Genomic DNA, 23,635 nt, shown 5'->3' on the forward strand with positions numbered 1-23,635 from the left:
CTAATGCTGGGCCTTCTCCGTAATTTTAGCCCTGTTTTTCTCAAATACCGGCTGTAAATACTTCTTATATAATGGCATGAGTTCATGATCATAGTTACAGCGAAGCTTCGGCTTTACATCAAAAACCATAGTCTGTTCTTTCTCAGGCGTGCTTGCCGGCCATTCAGGCAGCCCGGGGTGATTCGGATTACCGCTGTGTGCAAATGCCATTACCGTATCGAAAATCAGTTTTTCCAGTTTCTCCGCGCATTCCTCCTGGGCGGACGGCACAAACTCCGTATTGTGGAACACATATGAAATATCAGCACAGTGCCAGGGCGTGGAACCGCCTTCGATGGGCATATCGTGGTTGAACATGTAGGAATAGGTACACTGGTTGAGTCCGCTTCTCATACGGATATATTTATGTATGCCATTCCTGAAAATGTAATCCATACGGGTAAGATCGCTGATATGTCTTTCCGGATATGCCTGTTTAAACAGGGGAATCAGCAAAGCTGCTGCTTCGGCTCCCAGCACCTCCTCCACGCCCCTTATTTCCGCTTCCTCCGGCATTTTCTTCTTATCAGCATTTCCCGGAACAAAAGAAGCCATCTCTCCGAATACGGAACCTACCAGCATGGGAATATGGGCAGTTTCCTTCCTAAAACCGTAAAGCAGCGGATCGCCTGCATAGAATTCATTCACCAGCCCATGGCAGTCCATCAACAGATCCTTTACCCGATAGCCAATATTTTTATCCCGGTATTTTTGCCTGCCCCACGCTTCTTAGCACAATCGTACAGGTAAGCGACAGCCCCAGCAAAAGATAGGTGGGCACGGACCAGTTAAAATAGCGGATTCCTTCCCTGATAATGTCCGGATCCGGTGTGTAAATCCGCATCAATGCCCCAGGCGCCAGAATCGTAGCCGCCATAAACAGCAGGCCGAATACAATACACAATCGGAGCATGATGGTAATGGACTGTTTCAGCGATTGGGAATCCCGCATCCCCCAGAACCTGGCCACCATAACCGAAGCCCCCATGCCGATTCCCATACAGCATACGTGGTAGATGTTAATGAACTGGTTGGCCAGGGACGAGGCTGACAACGCCACCTCCCCCAACGCCCCCAGCATTACGGTATCCATCATATTGACCCCTATGGAAATCAGGCTCTGCAGGGCAATGGGAACAGCTATGATTCCCATCCTTTTATAAAATTCCGATGTTCCCAAATATAATTTCAGCTTGCTGTTTAATTGCATTCCTTCTATCCTTCCTTTTATCCTTCCTTATCCTGTTATTACCTTATTATTTTGTCATTACTTATTATTCTGTCATTGCCCTGTCATTTTCCTGCAGCAGTTCAGCCTTCCTCTGCCCTTTTACTTCGTTTTACTTTTGCCTCTGCCTTTGAAATACATCCTGCAGAAACGCATCCGCCAGCTGCAGCCACAGTTTGAAATTAGGATACGTTTTCTCTCCCACTATAGTGATTCCGCCCTGCCCGTGGGGTACGCCGGCAAAAGTATGTACCTCCATTTCCACGCCATGGGCCAGCAGATCCGGAAGAACCGCATTCAGGTTATCCAGCGCCGTATCTTCCCTTCCCACTGCAAAAAAGACGGGAGGATACACCACATTTGTATAATCAAATGCAGCCCCTTTATAACGCGGACCATAAATACACAGAAAAGCGTCCGGCGCCCCATAGTATCTGTCCAGTTCATCTTCCATGTAATCCGGAAAATGTTCCATCGTTCTCTGTGTTCCGGAATAATACCGGATACAGGCTTCCCCGGTCAGGCCGCCGTTGGAAAAGCCCGCAAAGGCCACCTGGTTTTCCCTGATTCCATAGCGCCCGGCAGATGCCCTGATCATGCGGATTGCCCTTGCAACATCCGCACCGCATTCCTGCCCTGTCCAGGGACGTCTGTTAGTACGGTTCAGCAGAAGAAAACTGTGATATCCCATCTCATTGAAATCCAGGCAGGTCTGGTATCCTTCACTCAGGACACAATCTCCATGATCCCCGCCGGCACAAACTACAACAGCGCCCTTTGGCTCCTTGCCCTCCGGCAACAGCATTTCATAGAGATACGGCCTGAAGTCCGGATTATGGTTATATCTGCATTCTGAATTATCCTCGTATTCCGTCATAACCGGCATCCTGCCATCCGGCCACAGATAAATCCTTTGCGGTGCATTTTCTTTTTTCTGAAGAGAATCCCTGAGCATGCAAAATTCCCGAAGCTGTGCCATACAGTTTTTATTGTCTGTTTCCGCTTCAAGCTGCCGTCCCAAACGCCACATCCGGACCAGCTCTTCCACCGGATAGCAGGGTGCATCTTCAAAAAAGGGAACCGCTTTCAGCCTCTCTTCCGCTACTGCTTTTTTCAACATATTGTTACTGTTTTTGTCTTCCATGTCCTATTTCTCCTTGTTTTACGGAGAAAAATACAATTTCTTTAGAAATTTGCCCTCTGGCGGGCAGCAGTATTTTCCTCCTAACTTTGGCGGCCAACATAACCGGTGTTTTGGCAAATAATTTTGCTAAAGTTTAGCATCGGTTTATATAAAAAGCGACGCTATCTTCAGATAGTCCGCCGCTTGATACGGGAACATTTTCAGGGGCGCTCCGCCCCTTCGGCTTCATTCACATCTTACGATACAGCAGTTTACGGATCCTGCCGTTCTGTTTTTTTCTGAAAACTTTCTCCATAAATCAATTTCGTCACATGCAGCTTGGAAAGGGTGATATGAAGATCATTCTGCAGAATTGTCAGCTGCAGATGCATGGCATTCGCCGCCATCTCCGAAACCGACACATGAAGCACTGTTACGGTGGGGTAAAGATACTGGCTGAAATCTCCGTCCCCATAGGCGATTATTTCCATCTGCCCCGGAACCGCAATATTTCCATCACGGAGCGCCGCAAGAATGCCGCTGTTCATCCTGCTTGTCTGTACAAAAAGGGCAGTTGGCAATTCTGCGCACTGCAGCATTTGTTTTACCGCTTCATAGCCGCCAATCCCGTTTCCAGGTCCCGATACTTTCCATTCATCCTTTAGCTGTATGCCGCATTTCCTGCACTCCTCCGCAAAACCATTATACCGCAGAACACTGGCGGCGCTGCGGTTTTCAGAGAACACAATTCCCGCGCGCTCATGCCCGTTTTTGTAAAAAAGTTCCGCACACTGTCTTCCGGTCTGATAGTCATCAACATAAACGCTGCTGTAATTTTCCAATGTCTGGTTAATCAATACAATCGGCATCTCAAACAGGTTCTCTCTCAGATAATCGCTGTCCTTTTCCGACAGGCCGCCTATAATAATTCCATCGTACTGCCTTCCGGAAAATGCATCCTCAAAAGCATTCAGATGATCATATTCAAAGGGCTGAAGAACGATTTCCACTTTTATCTGATACTGCTTTACCGTCTCCTGAAATCCGGAATAGAACTGGCCCAAAAGGCCCCCCATGTAATGCAGGTTCCAGAACACACCAATACGGAAGCCATCGCTTTTGCGAACTGTCTTCTGATTCTTTTTCTGGTTTTTGCCTGGCTGATAATTCATCTCCCTGGCAGTGTCCATAACAATTAGAATGTCAGTCCACTCCATAATGATCTGGGCTCACGCACCATGACTCCTGCAAATATACAAAAAGATATTAAAAACGCAAAAAAAGTTAATTGCCACATAGTTTCCTCTCTTTATTTATCATAACCCGACCAGAATTTGAACATTTGCTATGGAAACGAAATGTAATCTGCACTTGATATAGGGGCAGATAATTTTCATTACGAATCATCGGGGAAATGCACCTTTTTTCGTAATAGCATTCCCCCGATTCGATCAATTATTCTGTTTTTCTTCCGGCTTTAGCACGCCCAATAATACAATCCTGGCATTGTTAAACTCGTAGCTGCAGGTGGAGAGCGTCAGGATCCGGTCTGTGACTGCCGGAGTAATTCCGCTGGTAAAGCATGAGCGTTCTTTTGTCTTATCCAGCCACTCTGTAAAATCTGGGTCTGAGGGGAAAGCCAACTCCCAGGCTTTATCCTGGACACTGGCCACATATCCGGCGAAAAGTTCCATCTCATAATTTTTATCCGGCGTCAGCAGCAAAGCTACAGAATGTGAATCATTAAACTCCTGCTGCTTATATTCCGTAAGCCCGGAAAACATGCTGCCATTTTTCATATGATGCCCATAGATGATGCTGTGCCGGTCTGAGAAATCCGCTCTGTTTCTGCTGTCCAGAAAGATGCAGCCGGATCCGTTCCATTCACCACTGAACAAATGCTTCAGGTAATATCGGTTATCGTTACCCTGTACAACCGGATAATTGATTTGTGTTCCTTCTATATAAATCCATCCTACGATATCCGGATTGATTTTCTGCAGGGAAGCAAAATCTACAGCCGGCCACTCCCGTCCCCCAGACTCAGTTTCATCATTCACTGGGGATGATGAAGGAGCCTCCGGTTCCTCCGGCAGCTTCACATAGTCCTCCAAATCAGTATAGGAGTCCTCGCCTTCAGAATACTCATGGTACTGCTTATATAATTGAATGGCGCTTATCACAATACCGCTTGCAAATATCAAAATCAATATGATACAAATTATTTTTTTTCTTCATGTCCATTCGCCTCCTTATTTTCATTACACGATCCGGGAGGATAATCTACAACGAATTTAGCGACTCTCTCTCCATTTTTTCAAAATGATGTTACAAATAGAATTGAAAACTCAGCAAATCAAAAATGACTGGCTAATAATTCCTGTTCGCCCAGCGCATATTATATAAGTCTGGGCTTATTTATTCCAAACGCGCTCAGATGACTTATATTGTTTCATTCAAATTTGACATGTTTCATTGATTGTGGTATAATGACTTTCCAATGAAACGAACTGACAGAAGCCATGAAAGGAGGAACCCATGTTTGATTTTTTGAAAACAATATTTGGGGCCAATATTGATGTTTCAGAATTTGATTATCCAGACAAAACGCCCTTTTTTATCCGTGATGGATATAAAATCCAAATCCTGTCCTGGAAAAAAAGCCGGTGTGTGCTGCTGTCTCCCATTGATTCTTCCTGGAGGCTTCCAACATTAAAAAAACAGCTGACAAAATTTCAGGAAATCTGTGATTTTCCCTGTGCGCTGTGCCTTGAAAATATCACATCCAAGCAGCGACGCAACCTGATTGAAAGTAATATACCATTTATTTCACAGTCACAGCAGGTCTATCTTCCTTTCTGGGGCTGCTCCTTTTTGGAAAAATTCAAAGCGGAAACAACTGTCCCGGATAAAATGGCTCCTGGAACCCAGCTTGTATTCTTGTATTTATATTATTTGAAGACCACTAATACAACAAATCTGACACAGATATCCAAGGAGCTTTCCCTTTCCAAAGCAACCTGCACCAGGGCAATCGACGATCTTACCGCTTCCGGACTTATCACTTGCAAGACCGAGGGAACAAACAAATGGATTGCCCCTGCCTTTGAAAAGCCTGAATTTCTAAAGAAAGGGTATCCCCGCTTGAAATCACCGGTGGAAAGGCTTATATATGTGAGGGCATCCTTTCACGATGCAGCATTGCCGAAAAGCGGCGTCATTGCCCTGGCAGATATCTCAATGGTCGGTGCAGATGAACAGGACGGAGCAGCTGCCATCTCAAAAAAGGGCGGCGCCGGGATACCGGCTGCAGAAATTATTTCTGAACAGGATTTCCGGGATTTCGGAGGACGCATCCTCGAAGTGTGGCGCTACGATCCGACCTTACTGGCAAACGGCGGTCGGGTTGATGACATCTCGTTGCTGTTAAGTTTGAAGGACAATCCAAATGAACGGATTCAAATGGGACTGGATGATATAAGGGAAAAGCACGAACTTCCTATCAAGTATGAGGAATAACAGGGAGAAACACTTATGGTAAAAGGAATAGATATTTTCAGAGAGCATTTTAACAATTTTAAGGACCAGTATACGGTTATCGGAGGATTCGCCTGCGACCTGCTTATGTCAGACGCCGGACTTGACTTCCGCCAGACCGTTGATATCGACATGGTAATTACCGTGGAAGCCCTGACTACAGAATTTGCAAAAGCATTCTGGGATTTCATCGAAGCCGGAGGCTACCACGCCAGACAGCGAAGCACTGGCCAGCCTGAGTTCTATCGCTTTATTGACCCTACCAACCCATCTTATCCTAAAATGATAGAGCTTTTCTCAAGACCGCAGAATCATGTGAAGCTTCAGCCAGATTCCCATCTCATGCCCTTGCATATTGATGATGAAGTATCCAGCCTGTCGGCGATCCTTCTGAATGACGACTACTATCATTTCCTTTTGGATGGGAAAACCATCACGGATGGTATCTCTATTCTGGATGCCGAACACATCATTCCCCTAAAAATGAAAGCGTGGCTTGATCTAAAGGATAAAAAGGAACAAGGACTTCATGTAAATTCCCGTGATATCCGTAAGCACCGTTTAGATGTATTCCGCCTTTTTCCGCTAATCCGGGAAGACCTGAAGGTTTCAGTACCACCCTCTGTTGGAGCGGACATCCAAAACTTTATTGCGCAAATGCGCGAAACGGACATCCGGCTGGAAGATATCGGAATTCACCGTTCAAAAGATTCGATTCTCGACATTTACAATAACATGTACATAGCCAATTAAATTTCAGCAAAAAATGAACTGCAAATAAGACTGCAAACGAACTGTAAATTGTATTATAAGCAACTGATGGTATTCAAATAAGCAAAAAAGCAAAGGTGGTGGACAGATGCCAAGGCAATTCAAACAGGCAAGACTTATCAATAATCTGAAAATGACAGAGGCTGCCGAAAAACTCGGCGTCTCTCAGCCAACCCTAAGCGCATGGGAGGGAGAACGCAAGTCTCCTTCCATTGATGGACTTGAGAAAATGTCCGATCTCTACGGTGTTACAACGGATTTTCTCCTCGGACGGTCAGAGCAGGGAATCTCGGCCCAATCAGTACCGATTGCTCCGGAAACCCTTCCAATCTTTCACGGAAAACCAGTCTGGTCTGCAGAGTATGGATGGATGCTGGTTGATGCCGGCAATCGTACTCTAATGCTCACAAATGGGCAGACCATTCCGTTTGCTGATGCAAAAAAGCTGTTTACGCTGCCCCAGCTATTTTCCGAACCGAGCCTGCCATCCGGAAAACCGCTTCTCTTATCTGAGATCCAACAGTTCACCTGAATATGGCTGGAACCAATTTCTCCAGACTCAGATTTGCGGACTGAATTGCAGGGCTGGTATCAGGTCAACAAATATTTTGTTCAGAACGAGTATGGAAATCGATTTTATTTGGACACTTACGGAGCCAAATGGCTTGCTTTTTATCCTGAACAGCAATGAAGAAAGCACCGATACCGATATAATATCAGGCATCGGTGCTTTTGTTGTTTACGCTTTTGAACAGGCCGCCAAACAATATTCAGTTGTAAGACTTGCGTTCAACCAAGGACAACAGTGTAAGGAGAATTCTTTCCCTCTATAAGGATACTGCACCTCCTCCCCTTCAATTTACCTGACTAAGCAGTGGACTTCTTCCATTTGCTATGATTGAGTAAATTGTACCAGGGAGGATTCTGCTTTCTTTCCCGATGTATCCTGCTATTGTCCTAATTTTTGTGAATTTTTAAAGGCGTAATCATTACTGCCAACAGAAATCTGTATTTTACACCCATTGGGATTATGGACAATACAATTTCTTATCAAATTATTCAGCATCCGATTAAGCAAAACCTGGTCCCCGAAAATCGAGATGTTTTTACCGGGATTATCTTTTGATAATTCCAACTCGTAAAGTTCTGATAGGCCATCATTCAATACTTCACTGACAACCTGACGTGCTAACTCTATCGGGTCAAGGCTTTGTTTTTGCATAGGCTGCATAGAATATTCTAATTTAGTTGTCAAATTCAAATCAGCCACTAAATCTTTTAGCCGTTCACTGTGTCTCCGGATTATCCCAGCCTGGTTTCGGACAGCTTCCGGCAAAGAAGAAGTGTCTTCTATTTCGCTTGCATATCCCAAAATCACAGAAAGCGGTGTGCGTATATCATGGGAAATTCCCCTGATCCAGTCTGCACGGGTATTATCCTTTTTCAGCAAATAGTCACCGGCCTTATTCAAACCAGCATTGATTTCTGCTAACTCGCCGGTTTCTTCCAGATGGACAGGCTTTCCAACTGATAGATGCCGAATGCCTCTCAAAATCGGCGCCATAGCTTTTTCTACCCGGCGGGCATTGCGGATAAACAAATATATCATCAAAAAAATATTGATACAGAATACCGCCGTTAATCCGAATAGCATAGGCCAAATATATTGCGCCTTGAAAGAAAAATAGTAATTCACAACGCTTTCTGGAGGCAAGCCGATCACCAAAAGCCCATCCTGTCGTTTTGCAATATTGGTCGGATAATCATCAAGATACCAGCGACTAAACATGGCAATATCCATTGAGGAATAATGGCGTGGTAATTCTTCCGGCAGATTTTCTTCCCAAACGACAGTGCCATCATCATCTAAGATCATAGCCCACGCTTCAAAATTATTCAGCATTTCTTTCGCTTGTGTATCGGCACTGAATTCCCCATCTGTTGCCATGATATGATTTGAAAAATCCTCGATTGGAAATTTGGATGTTGCCACATTACCTAGATAAGCTATTACAAAATAGGAAGCTACTAACAGCGCATTGACAGCCAGAAAAAGAACTATGCGGGGATTGAAAAGCCCGCAATACATCAAAAATGCTTTGGAAGTTGTCAACCTGCCTTACCGGGACAAGAAATTATTTTCGCAATATTCTCTCGGTATGAAGCAGCGTTTAGCTATTGCATTGGCCGTCATGCACAATCCCGAACTGTTGATTTTGGATGAACCGATCAACGGCCTTGATCCCATCGGTATTGCAGAGGTGCGCGATTTTATCCGGGAATTGTGCGATGCCACAGGGAAAACGATCTTGATTTCCAGCCACATCCTTTCGGAAATTTCCCTGTTGGCTGATGATGTTGGAATTATCGACCACGGTAATTTGCTGGAGGAAGAAAGTCTAAAAGCGCTGGAGAGTAAAAACGCGAAGTACATCCATTTTTGCGTATCGGATGCACAAAAGGCTGCACAGATTATTGCCGCAACATTTCAGAGCAAAAACATCCAGCTTATGGATGACAATAATCTGTATCTTTATGATACGGCCCTGCCTGTAGCGAGAATTAACCGCACATTTATTGAAGCTGGCATTGACGTTTGGGAAGCCCATCTCTGCGAGGATACTTTGGAGGATTACTTCAAGAGAATTACAAGGGGTGAGGGGATTGCTTAAACTGATCCAATGCGAAATGCGGAAGTTAAAGCGGAAACACTTTGTATCATTTGTGATTTTCGCCGCACTTCTGTTCCCAATTCCGTTTACGGCTCTTGTACTGGCTGGAAGCATGGGTAACTTTACCGGCTTTGAAGCAGTTTTTGGCTTGCTGGTTACTATGGGTATGCCCATCATGCTTCCGGCTGTTTTAGGTATCATTGCGGCCATGCTATTTTTCATGGAACGGGATAACGATACTTTGAAAAACCTACGCATTATCCCTACCTCCCCAACTAAGATTGCTACCGCAAAAATCTCTGTACTTTATATTTTGGGGCTGATCTTTGCCTTTGCCACCATGGTTTCGTCAATGGTTGGCGGCCTGATTGCTGGAAGCGAGTTGACAAATATTGGGGAAAACTTTGGGATTGCAATTATCACAGCATTGCTTTACACAACAAGTATTTTGCCGGTTGTCATTGCGATTGTCGGATTTAACCGCTCCTATATCTTTTCGGTTATTCTAACCTTTTTTTATACAATGTTCGACTTTATGCTTGCGTATGGAGGACTATTTGCCACAACAGACCCAATGATGAAGATAATCACAAACATCATGCCAGCACCTATTATTTACCGTTGGCAGGCGGTGCGGTTTGTTGATCCCGGAACCCCGGTTTATTCTGTAATGGAGCCGTATTTTTTACCTCTGTGGCTTGTTGCATTAACCGTCGTTATTATTGGGGTGCTGTCTTATCTGGCGATTGTCAGAATTTATAGCAAACGCGAAAGTTGAGGTGAGAAAAAATGGTAAGTATTATAAAAACAGAATTTAGCAAAATGAAGCGGTACTCCGTAATCTGGATTGGCGTAGCAACGATGTTTACTGTCGTGCTGCTTGCCCGGTTTATGGCAACAGCCTCTGACGGGGCGACCCATACGCTCATGAACTTTTCTTCCAGCGTAATTTGGAACAATTTAGTTCTGATATATCCTGCAACAATCGCATTGATTGCCGGATATATCATTGACCGGGAGCGTACAGACGACACGCTGAAAAATATTCTCACAATCCCTGTTTCCTTTCGGAAAATGCTGATTGGGAAACTGATTGCTGTTGGATGTATGGCGGCAGCGCTTTCCGTTATCGAATTCCTGTTCACACTCATTGTTTTCTTTGCCAGCGGATTTCCCGGATTTTCTATCGGCGGTATGATACAGGTGCTTTTTCAGATGATCGGTATCAATATGATTTCCTATATTGCGGTCATGCCTGTTATTGCCTTTACTGCTCAAAGAAGCGGCAGCTTTATGGCCGGTGTTGGCTTTGCTTTCTTTTATGGTTTTGTGGGAATGATGGCCTCCGGCCACGGCCTGCGTGATCTATATCCTATTACAGCAGGCCTTACCGTAATTGGTTATCAGGATGGAAGCAGTGATCCAACAGGAAACATCTTGTTGAGCGTAGCATCTATCCTGTTTATACTGGCCGTGACATTCATTATCGTTTTCACAGCGAAAAATCGTGAAGTAACCACCGCAAAGAAAAAGAAGAAAAATTCTGGGAAAACAGTTCAAAAAAGAAATCATAGTGCGAGGTAGCCAGTTATGAAAAAAGCGATGATTGTATTGGGTATTATTTTTGCCTCAATTCTGCTCTTTGTTAAAATGGGCAGCAAAGAAAAAGAAATTTCATAGGAGGATTTTCAAATGAAATCAAAAAAAGTTGTAGTAGGCATTATTGCAGCAATATTAGTTGCCGTCTGCATGGGGGGCGCTTTTCTTGCGACCCAAAATGACGACTACTATACGCAAATAGATAACAGATGGGTACAGGAAATCGCTCCGCATGGAGCAATGAATTATAAATACACGCTGGCGGCCTACGATAAGAACGGAAATGAAAAGGACGTTGTGTTTGAAACAAGCCGTATTTTGACCGATGATGCGTTCCTATGTCTGAAAGTCAATTTTATTCGGGGTGTGGTGACCTGGGCGGAAGTAAAATATGAGGAATTGCCTGCTAAGGTTCAGCAGTATTATAACCAGTAGTTCAGAGGCCCTTCCAAACGGAGAAATCAAATGAAAAAATATTTATCACTTTTTCTGTGTTTGGTATGCCTTATGCTAATGACGGGTTGCTCCAATACATGCAGAGATTTAGCATATGACACAGACATTGTTATTGAGAATTTAGTGGAAGCAAAAGACAATTTTTTTGATAGTCTTGCAGAAGCAACGGACAATATATTCCGTTCACTTGCGAACTTCTTTCATGGCTCTGATTGATGAGAACCATAAATAGCTTCAAATACGTATTTGCGGTGACTTTGACAAAATCAAAGTCACCGCGTTTTCTACTTTTCAAAAATCAAGTCAATCTTTCTGATACAGCCGTTTGCCCCAACTTCCGTAGGGACAAAACCGACGTATCGAAAGCCTTTATCCGCATAACTATCTATGATATCTCTATGCTTTTCAATATAAGAAAACACCGCACCTTTTGCCGAATATTCGATATTAACATACTCATATTTTTTCATAGCAACCTCTCCTTACAATTCTTGTTTCAAAAAAATCCGATAACTGATCTGATACATTCCATAACCCCAAACCAACGCGATAAGCGGAGAACAGCATAAAAGGATAAACACCGTCTGATCCGTCAGTTCCACGCCCAGTATTGCAAACAGCTTATATACCCCAAAACAAATTGCTGCTGGAATGAGGAACGATACCAATAGCAAAACTCGCCCTTTTTCGGCTCCAAATTTAAACACCAGCGGGATTGACATACTTCCAAAAATGAGGGAAATTACTGTTGCCGCTAAGGTTAAAAACAGCAGTTCCACAATAGCGGCAGGGCTGAATGTAATTTTGCCTGCTATGCCTCCGCCGATCAAGCCTATAGCCAAGCCGAATACACTTCCAATCGCACAAAAGATTGCTAGGACAATAAACTTTCCAATCACTAAATCTCTTTTTGAAATGGGCATTATCATAGCATATCGCGCCCATTTGGAGTTATCGTCAAAAGAAAAAGTGGTTACGATCATCATACTGCATAAGATGCCGCAGATGAAAATATATGCTCCCACACCAGAGGTAGGAATAAAAGCCACAGCAAACACCGCAAGTATAAACAGCATAGATTTTGTATTGTGTCCGATATTATATAAATCTTTCAATATAAGGCTTTTCATTTTGCCCGCTCTCCTTTCACATACAGCAGCAGAATATCGTCAATCGTAGCATCATCAACGACGGCCGCTTTATATTTTTTCCTGGCCTTTTCTTTATCAGCCACCAGCACATTCCACTGGTAATCGTCTTTGCGGTAAGCGAGGATCTCCGCTTTATCAATCTGATCGAAAACGGCTGCACCGCAGCGGATGATTCCATATTTGTAGCGCAGTTCATCCTTTGTCTTGCAAAACAGGACTTTTCCCTGATGAATAAAAGTAATATAGTCGGCAACCTTTTCTAAATCCGTTGTGATATGGGAGGACATCAGAATGGAATGGTTTTCATCCTGCACGAAATTCAAAAAGACATCAAGGATATCGTCCCGCATAACCGGGTCCAAACCACTGGTTGCCTCATCCAAAATTAACAGCTTTGGTTTATGAGAAAGCGCCACAGCGATACATAATTTCATTTTCATGCCTTTAGAAAGTGTTTTGATCTCTTTATCCAACGGAAGCCCGAAACGTTTCAGATAATCCCGGTACAGGAACTCATCCCATTGTTTGTAGGCTTTTTCAGAAATCTTACCCACTTTCGCAGGCGTCAATGTTTCATAAAAATTGACTCCATCGAATACAACGCCGATATCCTCCTTCAACTGTTTGGATGAGGATAATTCCTGTCCCCAAAAAGTAACCGTACCGTCATCTTTCTTAATCAGATCAAGAATTGCATTGATCGTTGTACTCTTTCCGGCTCCATTCTCGCCAATCAGTCCCATAATCGTTCCTTTCGGAAGGTCAAACGAAACATGGTCTAACTGAAATCCGGCATACTTTTTCGTTAAATTTTCCACCCGTAAGATTGTGTCCATAGTCACTCCTCCTCTTGATAAAACATAGTCAAAAGCTCAACTAATTTTCCCAACGAAATTCCACTGGTCCTTCCAATATCAGCAGCTTCCTGTAAATGTTCTTCTGCTAACCGCTGCTGTTCCTCCTGATAAAAGTCCTTATTCTGTGCCGCTACAAAACTTCCGCGCCCGACTGTTGTCTCTATAAATCCGTCCCTTTGCAGATCCTCATATGCCTTTTGAACAGTAATGACACTTACATGGATTGACTTTGCCAGTGCCCGCATAGAGGGGATTGGATCGCCCGTCTGTAGTTCGCCGCTCATAATCATAGCTTTTATCTGTGAGGTAATCTGCTCATAAATGGGTTTACTCGTATTACTGCTTATTATAATTTCCACAGGGCCCCTCCATCCGTCATATAATGTACTTATTGAACAAGTGCATTATAGCAGCTCCAGTCAAATTTGTCAATAGGGCGGCATCAGCTGGCAAAATGCTCCAAAAAAGTGAGAGCAGCCACATTTTGTGACGCTCTCATGTAATCTGCAATTTCATTTTCCCCGCTCTAGCTATTCCGCTATTCCAGATTGATTTTGTCCCCATATCCGATGACTGTTTTAACATAGAGGAAATACAAAAGGTCAAACTCCTTTCTGGATAAAAAAATCTCCCGCTGATTTACCTTCACGCTATGAGTGCTTACATCAATGCGCAAACAAGAATCCATTTGCTCTATCCCCCAAAACTCGCGTACTGATATACAATCTTTTATGATTTGCTCCAATAGCAATGACAGATTGTCAAACCTTTGTGGGCTGCCACGATCACTATCGACCGTTGGCCGTGTTCCAATATGCGTGATACCATAATGTGTTCTGCCATATCATGTGATTAACGCTTGCGGACTTTACCGCCAATCGGGAATTACACCCTGCCCCGAAGACACATCTATTCAGTTTGCAATCTAAATTATACATATGAAACGCCTGATTATCAATATATTGGACGGATTTCGGAAACATTTCGGAAATGGCCTATATGCTGATGATAACACTCTATTCCCTGTTTGACAATTCACTGATATTCGTTAATTGTGATTCTTCCGAATAAGCGTTTTCCTTTCCCAGCCTTTACTTCTAAAATAAAATAGCCCCACGATGGCCGGCAGGATCGGTGAAAGAGCTTGTCCATAATAAACGCCCGGAAATCCCAGACTGAGCGTAAAGGCGAAAAACCAGCTTACCGGCAAACGTACAATCACCGCATCCAGTAAAGCGTTGAGCATGGCGATATTTGCTGCGCCTGCTCCGATGGCAAAGGAATCTAACGTATACATGACAGCATAGATCAGACTATTGATGCCACAGCAGATCCGCAGATAATAAATCCCGTCATTCACAGCTTCAGGGCTGATATTTCCAAAAAGCAAAATAAGTTGTCGTGCGAAAATTTGTACGCCAATTACGACACCGAGCGTTACCGCAACATTCATCACTAAACTTACTTTTACCACCTTTCGGGCGCGCTCGATTTGTCCAGCCCCCATACACTGGCCTACCATTGCCGTTACTGCCTGCCCAGTCGCCCAGCAGGACATACCGGCAAAGGTGTTGATTTGCAAACCTACATTAGAAGCAGCAGACACGGCAGTACCGAACTGATTGAGCATACCTGCCACAAGCAGATAGGCGGTATTGACTACGACCATCTGGATTGCTGTGGGCAGACCGACTTTCACAATGGCGGCCAGCTTATCCCATTGGATCGTAAACTTTCTGTGGTTTTCCATAGAGAAAAATATCTTGCGTCGCTTCAAATAGAATAAAGAAATCACAAAGGAAATTCCCTGCGCGGTGATCGTCGCGTAAGCCGCTCCTGCCGTTCCCATTCCTAAAGGCCCCACCAAGATAATGTCTAAAGCAACATTGATGATGGTAGCAATTCCTACACAATAGAGTGGAGATTTAGAATCCCCCAGTCCCTTTAACACAGAGCAGACTTCATTATATCCAAAGACGAACACAGTCCCACAACAAATAATTTTCATGTAGTCGCAGGCGTCTTGATATGCGTCTGCCGGAACACTTAACATCTTGAATAACGGCTGGTAGGCTGCCAACCCCACAATAGTCACAAGCAACGAAGATACCAGCGATAGCAAGGTCAGCATTTGAAAGGACTCTGCCTGACCCTTTTTATCGTTTGCCCCTTTGTATTGAGCAATCAGCACGGCTCCCCCCATCGTCATCCCAATACAAATGGAATTGATGATATAGCACAATTTAGAAGCGTTGCCAATGGCCGCAAGGCCCGTATCACCCACAACCTGACCGACCACCACCATGTCCACCACATTGTAAAAAGATTGCAGGACATTTGCTAAAAGTAAGGGGATGGCGAAAAGGGCCAGCTTTTTAGGTACGCTTCCGGTTAGCAGGTTTTGTTCTTCCGTCATATTGATTTTCCTTTCCAAAATAATAGAGGGCACACGGTCTTGTGTGCCCTCTGTGTAATCATGGTGAACCAAACAATCACAAAAGGCCACAAACAAAACATTGTCTGTGACCTTAACAGTTAATTTTCTAACATTGATCCGATAAAAGGGTATAAAAACCAAAGACAGCTTATATCTGCCTTGGCCTTTCCGCTTTATCGATCAACTTTCCGAAAAGGCTCCGCACAATGTTTCGTGGTATAATCTTGTGTGGAGCCGAAATCAATACAAAACTTTCCGAACAGCATCGTGCTCACCCTTTCTTATGATATTAGTTTTATTATAAACATATACAGCGTGCTTGTCAACAGGAGGGAAATCTCAATCGAGGGCAAGAATATCAAATTCTTTTGCCGTCAAATAGATTTCGGAAATTGCATATATGCTGACTGATGATAACACTCTATTTTATAACAGAAAGTCAACATCTCAGTTTTCCCCACAATGTCGTCAGCATATGGGTGCCCCACTGATACATATCTATCGTCTCGTATTTTCGGTACTCACACTCCAATGATACCAGAACAAACAGGTAAATATCGTACCACAGGCTCCTTCTCTCCTGTGATTTTGTAAACTCTTTTATGCCATAACCGTTCCGGAAAAAAGGTTGTCTGAATGAATCCTAAAGCCCACCTCCAACAGGGGGTCTCCCCAACATATCGTATGGCTGTCATCATATCCAAGCACTTTAGGAACGGGGATTCCTCCATGCTCCAGCGCCATCTCCATCGCCTGGACCTCCGCACACATGATATTTCTCTCATATGTCATAACCCGAATGCCGTTTGCCGGCGCAACCTTCAAAATGACTGCCTCCCCACTGCTTAAAGTCACTTCATAGGCCACATTAAAATATCCTTCCGTCAGTTCCTTATATGACTGTAACTCAAGGGGATGGAAGAAACGCCCTACCATCTTTCTGAGCGTTTCTTCATTCTGTCTGTTCTTTGTTAGGCTTTCCATCGTTTCTCTCCTTCTGAAATTTTTTGTAACTGAAGCCAGCCATGACTGCCGCTGCCCAGTCGCTGCTTACGAATACCCACCACATAATAGAAATGTTTTTCGTGATTCCTCCGAGTAACAGAAAGGGAATACGAATCAAGAAAATACATACCATTGATAATCGCAGTACCTTTTTTCCCTGTCCCAACGCCTGGTAGAATGCCTGGATAACAGGCATTACCCCTCCGGCACAGGCTGCCCAGCAGATAATCTGCAAGGCCGACGTTCCCGCCAGCATAACACCTGCATCAGCGGAAAAAAGCCGGATGATGTATGGTGCTCCAGCATACAGCCCCAGCGAAATCAAGCCCCCGTAAATGAGAACAAACCGCAGAGCTAAAAATACCGTTTTCCTTACCCTGCCTGTATTTTTCCTGCCCCAGTCAAATCCAAGCATGGGCTGTATGCCCTGCATAACACCGGTAAACGGCGTAGTGGCAAAAGTCTGTATACGGGATATAACAGTGAAGGTGCTGATTGCCTGTGTTCCATAGACTGTTCCTAATATCTGATTGCTTGCCATACTGACAAAGCTGTTTCCCAGGCTGTTCAGAAAAGACGGCATCCCGATTGACAGGATTTCTTTAAATGCCCTAAAATCCCACCGTATATCTTTTATCCGAATCTTGCATGGTGTCGCATTGCGGATAAAAAAATAGTAAATACTGCAGAGCAGTGAAAACACCTGGGCGCATACTGTTGCCAAAGCGGCGCCTGTAATACTCATCTGGAATCCATAAATCAACACCGGATCCAATGTCATATTGATTAGAACGGGACAGCACCATTGAAGCGTGGAATAAAGGGTGTCCCCCCCAGCCCGCATGACTCCTGAAAATCCTGTACTGCAGATCGTGCCCAGCAGCATGATACGTCCATATTCCACAGCGTATGGATAAATCTCAGCTGTGCATCCAAGCAGACTAAGCAGTGGGTTTAGGAACAGCAGTCCGATGGCCGTTATCACCAATGCGCATAGACACCAGATCCAAACCATGCATCCAATAACGGTCTTACCGCCCTTCAGATCTTTTTCCCCCAGCCGTCTGGATATAATGGAGCCTGCACCCACTCCCAAAGTAGAACTTATGCCGCCCACAAAGACCAGCACCGGGGAAAACACACCAATTGCTCCGCTGGCTGTGCTGCCTACTCCTTTTGAGACAAACAAAGTGTCTGTAATGATATAGATGTTATAAAGCATAACGGAAAATGTAGCCTGTACACACAACTCCGCCATCAATTTCCCGATAGAGCTTGTTTCCAGTTTGCTTATGCCCTTTGACGGCAATACACCACTCCCTTTCTATCGGCGGCAATTAAAAAACGGCCTCTCTCCGCACAAAAAAAAGCGTAAACAGAACAAGACCACAAGGGAAGTAAAATCCTTGTGGTCTTTGTTATGGTACTTCAAATTTATAACCGACACCGACAACATTTTTAATATATTCCAGACCATCCGGTGTTCTCTTCAATTTCTTCCGCAGATTGCTCATATGATTGCTTACCGCTTTGCGTGAGTAAAAGGCAGCATCCTCGTTCCAGACCAGCTCCATGATCAGCTCGTAAGTGTAAACCCGCTGGGGATACGTGATCAGAAGGGCAAGAATATCAAATTCTTTTGCCGTCAGATCTACCACTTGTCCATCCACCCGTACCAGCCGCTGCTCCAGGCAAAAGTATAAGTCCCCCATATGAATCTCTGTGAAGATACCTTCCGTCTTTGTCTGCAGTCCATAAGCTCCGGAGCGGATACACAGGTTATCAGCTGAACCGCCATTCTGCTTTTCTTTGCTAAGAAGATATTTTACTAACTCTTGCTGCTGCCTTGCATTCAACAGCATAAGCAGCTTCTCTCCGATTTTATCTCCCGGCTCGGATATTTCCAGTACAGCTAATTTCCCAAGGGTATCGCCTCCGTTTCCTTTACAGCCCTCCAGCTGTCATATTTCATATCTTTTTCGCGCGGTGAAGTCTTGCCTGGGTTTTATACCCCTATCCTTTTCGTATCGGTCTTATATACTTGAAATACTGCTCCGGATCATAAAAAAAGTACATGACTCTTCCCGGTGAAGTATCTAGGCAGCATCCGGCTTCTTCATAATCAAACTCGGCCATCGCTTTTTCTATCTTTTCCTCTACACTGCAGTTTTCCTGCTCGTAGTTAAATGGGCCATGCTCAAAAACAATATACTCAGATTCTGGAACATCCACCATAGACATCTGGCACGGCACTTCTCCCGCATAATCCGAAGAAAGCCGTACTCCCCAACATTCCGCACGGTGGATCCCCCAATCGCAAAGCCTTCCGTTTGGATCGTTTATATACGCCATAATCTGTCCGCTGGCACAGTTGACTTCGCTTCCACCGGCATCGTCTAATTTCCCCTTGATACTGTCCAGCAGCCCGCAGATCGTTTCATAGTCCTGCCCCGGAATCAGATTCTGTTTGCGCCAGAAATCCCAATATCCATTACTCTCATAATTTTTAATGTGTAAAAACTTGTGAGCGGGAATGGTTACAAAATAAATTTTTACGCCATCTGTTGATTTAATCATGCCGATTTCTCCTAATCCTAAAAAGTAGCGGTCGAAAGGGCTTATTTTTGTACGGAGAGCAACCGGTTTTGGATTTTTACGATACTCGCTGGGCGTTACGCCATAGGTTCCTTTGAAAGTCCTGGTAAAGGCTTCATGGGAGGAAAAACCATAGTCGAAGGCAATGTCCAGCAGGCTCTTATCACTGTCCCGGACCTCTTTCAATGCAAACGCCAACTTTCTCTGCCGCAGATAATCCCGAAACGGCATCCCCGAGATTTCCTTGAACTTTCTTGTTGTGTGAAATTCGGAATAGCCCAGTTTACGGGAAAGAAAGCGCAGTGTCATGGCTTCATTGTTGTAACCCTTAATACACTTGTCAATCTCATCGACAACTGTTTGGATCTGCTTTTGCCATTCGTACATTTATCTGTCACCTCTTTTCAACCACCCTACATCTATTATAAGAAAATCGGGCGGCTGTCGCTTGATTTTATTTGCTATGATTCATATTGCTTTCTGGCCTGCTCTAAAAATGCCTTTATATCGTCCCGCAACGTCTTTGGCTCTATAATTTCCGCTGCGCACAGAGACTTCAAAATACTCCGCCAGCTCCTGTGCCGCTATTTTTTCCCGCTCCAATAAAATACATAATATACCGAACATCCTGTTGCTTTTCATTCAAGGCAGCGGTTTTCTTTCTGGCAAACAAATCGTTAGTTGGGGTAATAATTGATACAGATAAACGTAAGCAACGTATGATTTTCATTGATGTAGGTATGTCCGATGGAGGAATCAAACGTAAGGGAGTCTCCCTCATTTAGTGTGTAATCGCCAGTTTCCGTGTGTAGCACCAATTCGCCCTGAATGATATAAAGGTATTCCTGTGCCTTTTCAGAATGTCCAATCGAGGCATTGGAGCTGTTGGCGTCCAGTTCTACATAGAACAGTTCAAAGTTTCTTACGGGGGTATTTCTGAAATAGCAATATACCCGGTAATGCTCTGTTTCGCCGTTCTGTGCCACTGTCTCCGACTTTCGGATAATGGTTGCCTCTTTTTCGATCCCCTCCATCAGCTTTGTATATGGCACGTTCAAACCGTTGGCAATCTTCCAGATTGTATTGATGGTTGGATTGCTGCCGCCTTTTTCAATGTCTGATAACATCGCTTTGCTGATTCCTGATATTTTTGATAACTGCCCCAGCGTCAAATTGCGCTCGGTTCGTAATTCTTTTAAATTGATTGCGATTATTTTTCCAAGTTCCATAACTGCCCCTTTCTCGACTTGACATATAAATCGAACGATTGTATAATATACAGGACTATATGTTCGTTGAATCAGACAAACGTCAACTATACTGTAAACATTATAAAGAAAAGCGCCTGAAAAATCAAGCACAATAAAGGAGCTGATGAACATGAGAGCAAAAGCATTTAAGGCCGCCCTGCCTTACACATTACCTATTTGTATTGGATTCCTTTTTCTCGGAATGTCTTATGGATTTCTTATGAGAAGTAAAGGCTTTTCTTTTGTATACCCTATGCTTATGAGCTTCTTCATTTTCGCTGGTTCAATGGAATTTGTCACCGTCAACCTGTTACTGTCTGCCTTTAACCCGCTGTATGCTTTTTTCCTGACATTGATGGTAAATGCCAGACACTTATTCTATGGCATTTCTATGTTGGAAAGATATAAAAATGTTGGTTGGAAAAAGCCCTATCTGATTTTCGGTATGTGTGATGAATCCTTTACGATCAATTATACCGTGTTGCCGCCACAGGATATAGACAAAGGCTGGTTTATGTTTTTTGTTACCATGCTGAATCAAATCTATTGGGTTTCCGGAGCGACGTTAGGTGCGCTGTTGGGATACGTCATTCATTTTGACACCACGGGCATTGAATTTGTAATGACGGCATTGTTTGTTGTTATGTTTATTGAACAGTGGGAAAAAGCAGATTACCACCGATCTGCCCTTACCGGATTAGCCTGTTCCCTGCTCTGTCTGCTGCTGTTTGGAAGCGAAAATTTTATCTTACCGGCTATGGCCTTAATTATCCTGTGCTTCACGCTGGACAGGAAGAAGATTCATAAGGAGGCGATACAATGACAACCACGCAAAGCATTATTACGATTCTTGTTGTTGTGCTGGGAACCATGTTGACAAGGTTTCTCCCGTTTCTAGTTTTCCCGGAGGGGAAAACACCGCCGCATTATATTACCTATTTAGGCATGGTGCTGCCTTATGCCGTCATTGGCCTGTTGGTGGTATACTGCCTGAAAGATGCAGTTTTCGCGTCCTTTCATGGCCTGCCGGAATTGATTGCCATTGTCTGTATTTTCATACTCCATAAGTGGAAGCGAAATATATTACTTAGTATCGGCGTTGGAACCGTTGTCTATATGATTCTGGTCCAAACCTGCTTTCGGTAAATGCTCTTTTGAAAAATGATGTCAAGCTAACGCGCAGAACGGCAGTTATGATAATAAAATATTGTAGGAGGTTATCAAAGTGGAAAAGAAGTTATCAAGAGAAGAAGCGTGGGAACTGTTGACGGAATACGGGGAAGTGACAGCGATCCTCTGTCGGGGAACCTCTGGGGTATTGGCTCTGTCTGGGGACGACGATTACCCCTATGCTGTACCCATCAGTTTTGTGTTCGATGGCGCAAAACTATACTTCCACTGTGCCAAAGGCGCCACAAACTGGACGCTATACAGCGCAGTTCTAAGGCATCCTTCTGCGTCATCGACCAAGACCAGATCGTGTCGGAAAAATACACTACCTATTTCAGAAGCGTCATTGCCTTTGGGCAGATCCGCATCATCGAGGATGAGAAAGAGAAGCGGGCGGCAATCGAGAAACTGGCGAAAAAATATTCGCCAGATGAAGATGCCGCAGGCCGCCGGAAAGAAATCGACCGGGAGTGGAAAACGCTGTGTATGCTTGAAATGTGCATCGACCACATGACAGGAAAAGAAGCTATTGAGCTGGTGAAAAACCGGCAGGAAAAATAACTGAATCAAGCAAAGATAAAATCAACCCGCCGGGGTTCCATTTATTGTGTAGTAGGCCAGCGCTACACAAAACGCTGGCCTTATTTTTTAAGTTTGGAGGGTGCTTTTCATATCATCTCTAAATCCCAACCGATCCGTATATCACTGCGTTCCAATTCCTCGTATTTTTTCATGTTGCATCACTTTCTTGAGTAAAAAGGACGCCGATTTTTCAGCGTCCTCTGATAAAGTATTCTGTTGTTACATCCCCATTATCGGCTTGTTCGGCTCCTGTTCGAGACTGTCTGCCAAATCAAAAGCCGGAACAAGGATCAGATTATATCTCGCCTTTATATAGTGCTTGTAAAAGGCTCTTTGCAGATCCGACAGATATGGTGTGGAATCTATGAATTCACTAATTACTTCCATATCAATCCGATGAACAATCCGTTTGACTGCCTCACTGCAGCTTTTATATTCCGCACTCATTAGGAAGTCACGGTAGTTAATTTTTCTGTCGTTCTGCTTTATGGCAGAGGTTGGATACAGATAAATTCTCGAATGCAGCGCGTCCTCGTTTGACAGCACTTCATTCATGATCTTCTCATCCGCCTGCGGCAAAAGACAGCTTCCACAATCGTAGATGGGCGCTATGCTTGACTCTCCCGTTTTTTCATCAAACAGGAATCCCCAATTTCCGTTATGACGGTCGAAGTTTCCAAGTAAGGCGTCTACAACAAATACATCCCAAAAGTGCCGTTCCAACACCTCCGGCGAAATGTACTGCTGCTTTCCAATCGTATCAAGTATATCTTCAAGCTCTGTTCCCGTACCATTTGAATCTGATTCCAGAATCGTATTCTTAATGGAACAGAAATCAAAAAATCTCTTTCCGTCTGCTGTAAAGTCCTTACAGGCGCAGACAATCTTCTCCTTGCCGCCAACCTTAAATGTGCCAAGCATGGTTTCGTGTGCTCTTACACCGATCAGATTGAAGATACTGCTTGCGATATGCTCGCTGAAACAGCTATTGGTATAGGAAAGCCCGGTGGGCTTATTCTTGCCGGAGGGTGGGAATTTCAGCATATACAGTATGCCGTCATATTCTACGGCAATCTTCTTGCCGTTTGCTCCGTTGTATGCTCTGCCGGGTACCACCCGACAGTTTGTAAAATCAATTTTTTCAGCCATCCGTCATCATTTCC

At 44.1% G+C, this 23,635-nt stretch carries 28 protein-coding genes and 2 pseudogenes; 12 read left to right on the forward strand and 18 right to left on the reverse strand.

What is annotated here, in order from left to right:
* From FYJ45_RS06320 to srtB, 5 genes are all read right to left on the reverse strand, one after another.
* Positions 1-705, reverse strand: coding sequence for a carboxylesterase family protein (locus tag FYJ45_RS06320; protein WP_154463923.1), 705 nt, complete (start codon positions 703-705; stop codon positions 1-3).
* 31 nt (positions 706-736) lie between these two features.
* The gene (locus FYJ45_RS06325; protein ID WP_235930629.1) at positions 737-1,249 is read right to left on the reverse strand and encodes an MATE family efflux transporter; all 513 of its coding nucleotides are present in this window, start codon (positions 1,247-1,249) and stop codon (positions 737-739) included.
* A 130-nt stretch (positions 1,250-1,379) separates the two neighbouring features.
* A complete protein-coding gene (locus FYJ45_RS06330) occupies positions 1,380-2,411 on the reverse strand; it encodes an alpha/beta hydrolase (RefSeq protein ID WP_154463924.1) in 1,032 nt (343 codons plus the stop codon).
* 251 nt (positions 2,412-2,662) lie between these two features.
* Entirely contained in the window at positions 2,663-3,607 is a 945-nt protein-coding gene (locus FYJ45_RS06335) for a substrate-binding domain-containing protein (protein ID WP_154463925.1), read from the reverse strand.
* 234 nt (positions 3,608-3,841) lie between these two features.
* Positions 3,842-4,615, reverse strand: a complete 774-nt coding sequence (srtB, locus tag FYJ45_RS06340; RefSeq protein ID WP_276924693.1) for a class B sortase — start codon at positions 4,613-4,615, stop codon at positions 3,842-3,844.
* 313 nt (positions 4,616-4,928) lie between these two features.
* Here srtB and FYJ45_RS06345 point away from each other — a divergent pair, with 313 nt between their 5' ends.
* From FYJ45_RS06345 to FYJ45_RS06360, 4 genes are all read left to right on the forward strand, one after another.
* Complete coding sequence (locus tag FYJ45_RS06345; protein WP_154463927.1) at positions 4,929-5,909, forward strand: MarR family transcriptional regulator; 981 nt, start codon at positions 4,929-4,931, stop codon at positions 5,907-5,909.
* Positions 5,910-5,924: 15 nt separating this feature from the next.
* Entirely contained in the window at positions 5,925-6,680 is a 756-nt protein-coding gene (locus FYJ45_RS06350) for a hypothetical protein (protein WP_154463928.1), read from the forward strand.
* Between the two features lie 106 nt (positions 6,681-6,786).
* Complete coding sequence (locus FYJ45_RS06355; protein WP_154463929.1) at positions 6,787-7,230, forward strand: helix-turn-helix domain-containing protein; 444 nt, start codon at positions 6,787-6,789, stop codon at positions 7,228-7,230.
* A 91-nt stretch (positions 7,231-7,321) separates the two neighbouring features.
* Entirely contained in the window at positions 7,322-7,531 is a 210-nt protein-coding gene (locus FYJ45_RS06360; RefSeq protein ID WP_154463930.1) for a hypothetical protein, read from the forward strand.
* Positions 7,532-7,647: 116 nt separating this feature from the next.
* Here the strand turns inward: FYJ45_RS06360 and FYJ45_RS06365 are convergent, their stop codons facing one another.
* Positions 7,648-8,646 (reverse strand): sensor histidine kinase, encoded by a 999-nt coding sequence (locus FYJ45_RS06365; protein WP_235930631.1) that lies wholly within the window; start codon positions 8,644-8,646, stop codon positions 7,648-7,650.
* A 109-nt stretch (positions 8,647-8,755) separates the two neighbouring features.
* On the opposite strand from FYJ45_RS06365, the pseudogene FYJ45_RS06370 reads away from it, so the two are divergent.
* The 5 genes and pseudogenes from FYJ45_RS06370 to FYJ45_RS06390 all read left to right on the forward strand — a co-directional run.
* Positions 8,756-9,370, forward strand: a pseudogene (locus FYJ45_RS06370) (ATP-binding cassette domain-containing protein); the annotation flags it as partial.
* A complete protein-coding gene (locus tag FYJ45_RS06375; protein ID WP_154463931.1) occupies positions 9,363-10,148 on the forward strand; it encodes an ABC transporter permease in 786 nt (261 codons plus the stop codon). The pseudogene FYJ45_RS06370 and the gene FYJ45_RS06375, both read left to right, overlap by 8 nt.
* 11 nt (positions 10,149-10,159) lie before the next feature.
* Positions 10,160-10,954: an ABC transporter permease gene (locus tag FYJ45_RS06380; RefSeq protein WP_103732911.1), complete on the forward strand. Its 795-nt coding sequence runs from the start codon at positions 10,160-10,162 to the stop codon at positions 10,952-10,954.
* Positions 10,955-11,062: 108 nt separating this feature from the next.
* Positions 11,063-11,404, forward strand: a complete 342-nt coding sequence (locus FYJ45_RS06385; RefSeq protein WP_154463932.1) for a YxeA family protein — start codon at positions 11,063-11,065, stop codon at positions 11,402-11,404.
* Positions 11,405-11,434: 30 nt separating this feature from the next.
* Positions 11,435-11,641, forward strand: coding sequence for a hypothetical protein (locus FYJ45_RS06390; protein WP_023043140.1), 207 nt, complete (start codon positions 11,435-11,437; stop codon positions 11,639-11,641).
* Positions 11,642-11,709: 68 nt separating this feature from the next.
* On the opposite strand, the gene FYJ45_RS06395 is transcribed toward FYJ45_RS06390, so the two are convergent.
* The 11 genes from FYJ45_RS06395 to FYJ45_RS06445 all read right to left on the reverse strand — a co-directional run bounded on the left by FYJ45_RS06395 (position 11,710) and on the right by FYJ45_RS06445 (position 20,699).
* On the reverse strand, positions 11,710-11,895 hold the full coding sequence (locus FYJ45_RS06395; RefSeq protein WP_154463933.1) for a DUF4177 domain-containing protein: 186 nt from the start codon (positions 11,893-11,895) through the stop codon (positions 11,710-11,712).
* 12 nt (positions 11,896-11,907) lie between these two features.
* A complete protein-coding gene (locus FYJ45_RS06400) occupies positions 11,908-12,555 on the reverse strand; it encodes an ABC-2 transporter permease (RefSeq protein WP_154463934.1) in 648 nt (215 codons plus the stop codon).
* Positions 12,552-13,412, reverse strand: coding sequence for an ABC transporter ATP-binding protein (locus FYJ45_RS06405; protein ID WP_154463935.1), 861 nt, complete (start codon positions 13,410-13,412; stop codon positions 12,552-12,554). The genes FYJ45_RS06400 and FYJ45_RS06405 overlap by 4 nt, the downstream gene beginning before the upstream one ends.
* Positions 13,413-13,414: 2 nt before the next feature.
* Positions 13,415-13,792 (reverse strand): GntR family transcriptional regulator, encoded by a 378-nt coding sequence (locus FYJ45_RS06410; RefSeq protein WP_016295763.1) that lies wholly within the window; start codon positions 13,790-13,792, stop codon positions 13,415-13,417.
* A 179-nt stretch (positions 13,793-13,971) separates the two neighbouring features.
* Positions 13,972-14,121 carry a helix-turn-helix domain-containing protein gene (locus FYJ45_RS06415; protein ID WP_154463936.1) on the reverse strand — a complete coding sequence of 50 codons (150 nt, stop codon included), beginning with the start codon at positions 14,119-14,121 and terminating at the stop codon, positions 13,972-13,974.
* A 360-nt stretch (positions 14,122-14,481) separates the two neighbouring features.
* A complete protein-coding gene (locus FYJ45_RS06420; protein ID WP_154463937.1) occupies positions 14,482-15,849 on the reverse strand; it encodes an MATE family efflux transporter in 1,368 nt (455 codons plus the stop codon).
* 621 nt (positions 15,850-16,470) lie between these two features.
* Complete coding sequence (locus tag FYJ45_RS06425) at positions 16,471-16,854, reverse strand: phosphotransferase family protein (RefSeq protein WP_235930633.1); 384 nt, start codon at positions 16,852-16,854, stop codon at positions 16,471-16,473.
* On the reverse strand, positions 16,823-18,133 hold the full coding sequence (locus tag FYJ45_RS06430) for an MATE family efflux transporter (RefSeq protein ID WP_154463938.1): 1,311 nt from the start codon (positions 18,131-18,133) through the stop codon (positions 16,823-16,825). The genes FYJ45_RS06425 and FYJ45_RS06430 overlap by 32 nt, the downstream gene beginning before the upstream one ends.
* Positions 18,134-18,293: 160 nt before the next feature.
* Complete coding sequence (locus FYJ45_RS06435) at positions 18,294-18,737, reverse strand: winged helix-turn-helix domain-containing protein (protein WP_154463939.1); 444 nt, start codon at positions 18,735-18,737, stop codon at positions 18,294-18,296.
* A gap of 151 nt (positions 18,738-18,888) precedes the next feature.
* Positions 18,889-19,857, reverse strand: a complete 969-nt coding sequence (locus tag FYJ45_RS06440; RefSeq protein WP_154463940.1) for a helix-turn-helix transcriptional regulator — start codon at positions 19,855-19,857, stop codon at positions 18,889-18,891.
* Positions 19,858-20,147: 290 nt separating this feature from the next.
* Positions 20,148-20,699, reverse strand: coding sequence for a helix-turn-helix domain-containing protein (locus FYJ45_RS06445; RefSeq protein ID WP_154463941.1), 552 nt, complete (start codon positions 20,697-20,699; stop codon positions 20,148-20,150).
* Positions 20,700-20,850: 151 nt separating this feature from the next.
* Here FYJ45_RS06445 and FYJ45_RS06450 point away from each other — a divergent pair, with 151 nt between their 5' ends.
* From FYJ45_RS06450 to FYJ45_RS33085, 3 genes and pseudogenes are all read left to right on the forward strand, one after another.
* A complete protein-coding gene (locus FYJ45_RS06450; RefSeq protein WP_195841695.1) occupies positions 20,851-21,543 on the forward strand; it encodes an AzlC family ABC transporter permease in 693 nt (230 codons plus the stop codon).
* On the forward strand, positions 21,540-21,866 hold the full coding sequence (locus FYJ45_RS06455; protein ID WP_154463943.1) for a branched-chain amino acid transporter permease: 327 nt from the start codon (positions 21,540-21,542) through the stop codon (positions 21,864-21,866). The genes FYJ45_RS06450 and FYJ45_RS06455 overlap by 4 nt, the downstream gene beginning before the upstream one ends.
* A gap of 115 nt (positions 21,867-21,981) precedes the next feature.
* Positions 21,982-22,451: pseudogene (locus tag FYJ45_RS33085) on the forward strand (pyridoxamine 5'-phosphate oxidase family protein).
* A 240-nt stretch (positions 22,452-22,691) separates the two neighbouring features.
* On the opposite strand, the gene FYJ45_RS06465 reads toward FYJ45_RS33085, so the two are convergent.
* On the reverse strand, positions 22,692-23,621 hold the full coding sequence (locus FYJ45_RS06465) for a HipA domain-containing protein (protein ID WP_154463944.1): 930 nt from the start codon (positions 23,619-23,621) through the stop codon (positions 22,692-22,694).
* Between the last annotated feature and the right edge of the window lie 14 nt (positions 23,622-23,635).

The sequence above is a fragment of the Eisenbergiella porci genome, from assembly GCF_009696275.1.
GTDB classification, from domain to species: domain Bacteria; phylum Bacillota; class Clostridia; order Lachnospirales; family Lachnospiraceae; genus Eisenbergiella; species Eisenbergiella porci.

What these genes read in the sequence shown, in the direction of transcription:
- FYJ45_RS06320 (WP_154463923.1), bottom strand. Translation starts at nt 705, where the DNA reads ATGGACTGCCATGGGCTGGTGAATGAATTCTATGCAGGCGATCCGCTG.
- FYJ45_RS06325 (WP_235930629.1), bottom strand. Translation starts at nt 1,249, where the DNA reads ATGCAATTAAACAGCAAGCTGAAATTATATTTGGGAACATCGGAATTT.
- FYJ45_RS06330 (WP_154463924.1), bottom strand. Translation starts at nt 2,411, where the DNA reads ATGGAAGACAAAAACAGTAACAATATGTTGAAAAAAGCAGTAGCGGAA.
- FYJ45_RS06335 (WP_154463925.1), bottom strand. Translation starts at nt 3,607, where the DNA reads ATGGAGTGGACTGACATTCTAATTGTTATGGACACTGCCAGGGAGATG.
- FYJ45_RS06345 (WP_154463927.1), top strand. Translation starts at nt 4,929, where the DNA reads ATGTTTGATTTTTTGAAAACAATATTTGGGGCCAATATTGATGTTTCA.
- FYJ45_RS06350 (WP_154463928.1), top strand. Translation starts at nt 5,925, where the DNA reads ATGGTAAAAGGAATAGATATTTTCAGAGAGCATTTTAACAATTTTAAG.
- FYJ45_RS06355 (WP_154463929.1), top strand. Translation starts at nt 6,787, where the DNA reads ATGCCAAGGCAATTCAAACAGGCAAGACTTATCAATAATCTGAAAATG.
- FYJ45_RS06360 (WP_154463930.1), top strand. Translation starts at nt 7,322, where the DNA reads ATGGAAATCGATTTTATTTGGACACTTACGGAGCCAAATGGCTTGCTT.
- FYJ45_RS06365 (WP_235930631.1), bottom strand. Translation starts at nt 8,646, where the DNA reads ATGGCAACAGATGGGGAATTCAGTGCCGATACACAAGCGAAAGAAATG.
- FYJ45_RS06380 (WP_103732911.1), top strand. Translation starts at nt 10,160, where the DNA reads ATGGTAAGTATTATAAAAACAGAATTTAGCAAAATGAAGCGGTACTCC.
- FYJ45_RS06385 (WP_154463932.1), top strand. Translation starts at nt 11,063, where the DNA reads ATGAAATCAAAAAAAGTTGTAGTAGGCATTATTGCAGCAATATTAGTT.
- FYJ45_RS06390 (WP_023043140.1), top strand. Translation starts at nt 11,435, where the DNA reads ATGAAAAAATATTTATCACTTTTTCTGTGTTTGGTATGCCTTATGCTA.
- FYJ45_RS06395 (WP_154463933.1), bottom strand. Translation starts at nt 11,895, where the DNA reads ATGAAAAAATATGAGTATGTTAATATCGAATATTCGGCAAAAGGTGCG.
- FYJ45_RS06400 (WP_154463934.1), bottom strand. Translation starts at nt 12,555, where the DNA reads ATGAAAAGCCTTATATTGAAAGATTTATATAATATCGGACACAATACA.
- FYJ45_RS06405 (WP_154463935.1), bottom strand. Translation starts at nt 13,412, where the DNA reads ATGGACACAATCTTACGGGTGGAAAATTTAACGAAAAAGTATGCCGGA.
- FYJ45_RS06415 (WP_154463936.1), bottom strand. Translation starts at nt 14,121, where the DNA reads ATGGATTCTTGTTTGCGCATTGATGTAAGCACTCATAGCGTGAAGGTA.
- FYJ45_RS06420 (WP_154463937.1), bottom strand. Translation starts at nt 15,849, where the DNA reads ATGACGGAAGAACAAAACCTGCTAACCGGAAGCGTACCTAAAAAGCTG.
- FYJ45_RS06425 (WP_235930633.1), bottom strand. Translation starts at nt 16,854, where the DNA reads ATGGAAAGCCTAACAAAGAACAGACAGAATGAAGAAACGCTCAGAAAG.
- FYJ45_RS06430 (WP_154463938.1), bottom strand. Translation starts at nt 18,133, where the DNA reads ATGGCGGAGTTGTGTGTACAGGCTACATTTTCCGTTATGCTTTATAAC.
- FYJ45_RS06435 (WP_154463939.1), bottom strand. Translation starts at nt 18,737, where the DNA reads ATGCTGTTGAATGCAAGGCAGCAGCAAGAGTTAGTAAAATATCTTCTT.
- FYJ45_RS06440 (WP_154463940.1), bottom strand. Translation starts at nt 19,857, where the DNA reads ATGTACGAATGGCAAAAGCAGATCCAAACAGTTGTCGATGAGATTGAC.
- FYJ45_RS06445 (WP_154463941.1), bottom strand. Translation starts at nt 20,699, where the DNA reads ATGGAACTTGGAAAAATAATCGCAATCAATTTAAAAGAATTACGAACC.
- FYJ45_RS06450 (WP_195841695.1), top strand. Translation starts at nt 20,851, where the DNA reads ATGAGAGCAAAAGCATTTAAGGCCGCCCTGCCTTACACATTACCTATT.
- FYJ45_RS06455 (WP_154463943.1), top strand. Translation starts at nt 21,540, where the DNA reads ATGACAACCACGCAAAGCATTATTACGATTCTTGTTGTTGTGCTGGGA.
- FYJ45_RS06465 (WP_154463944.1), bottom strand. Translation starts at nt 23,621, where the DNA reads ATGGCTGAAAAAATTGATTTTACAAACTGTCGGGTGGTACCCGGCAGA.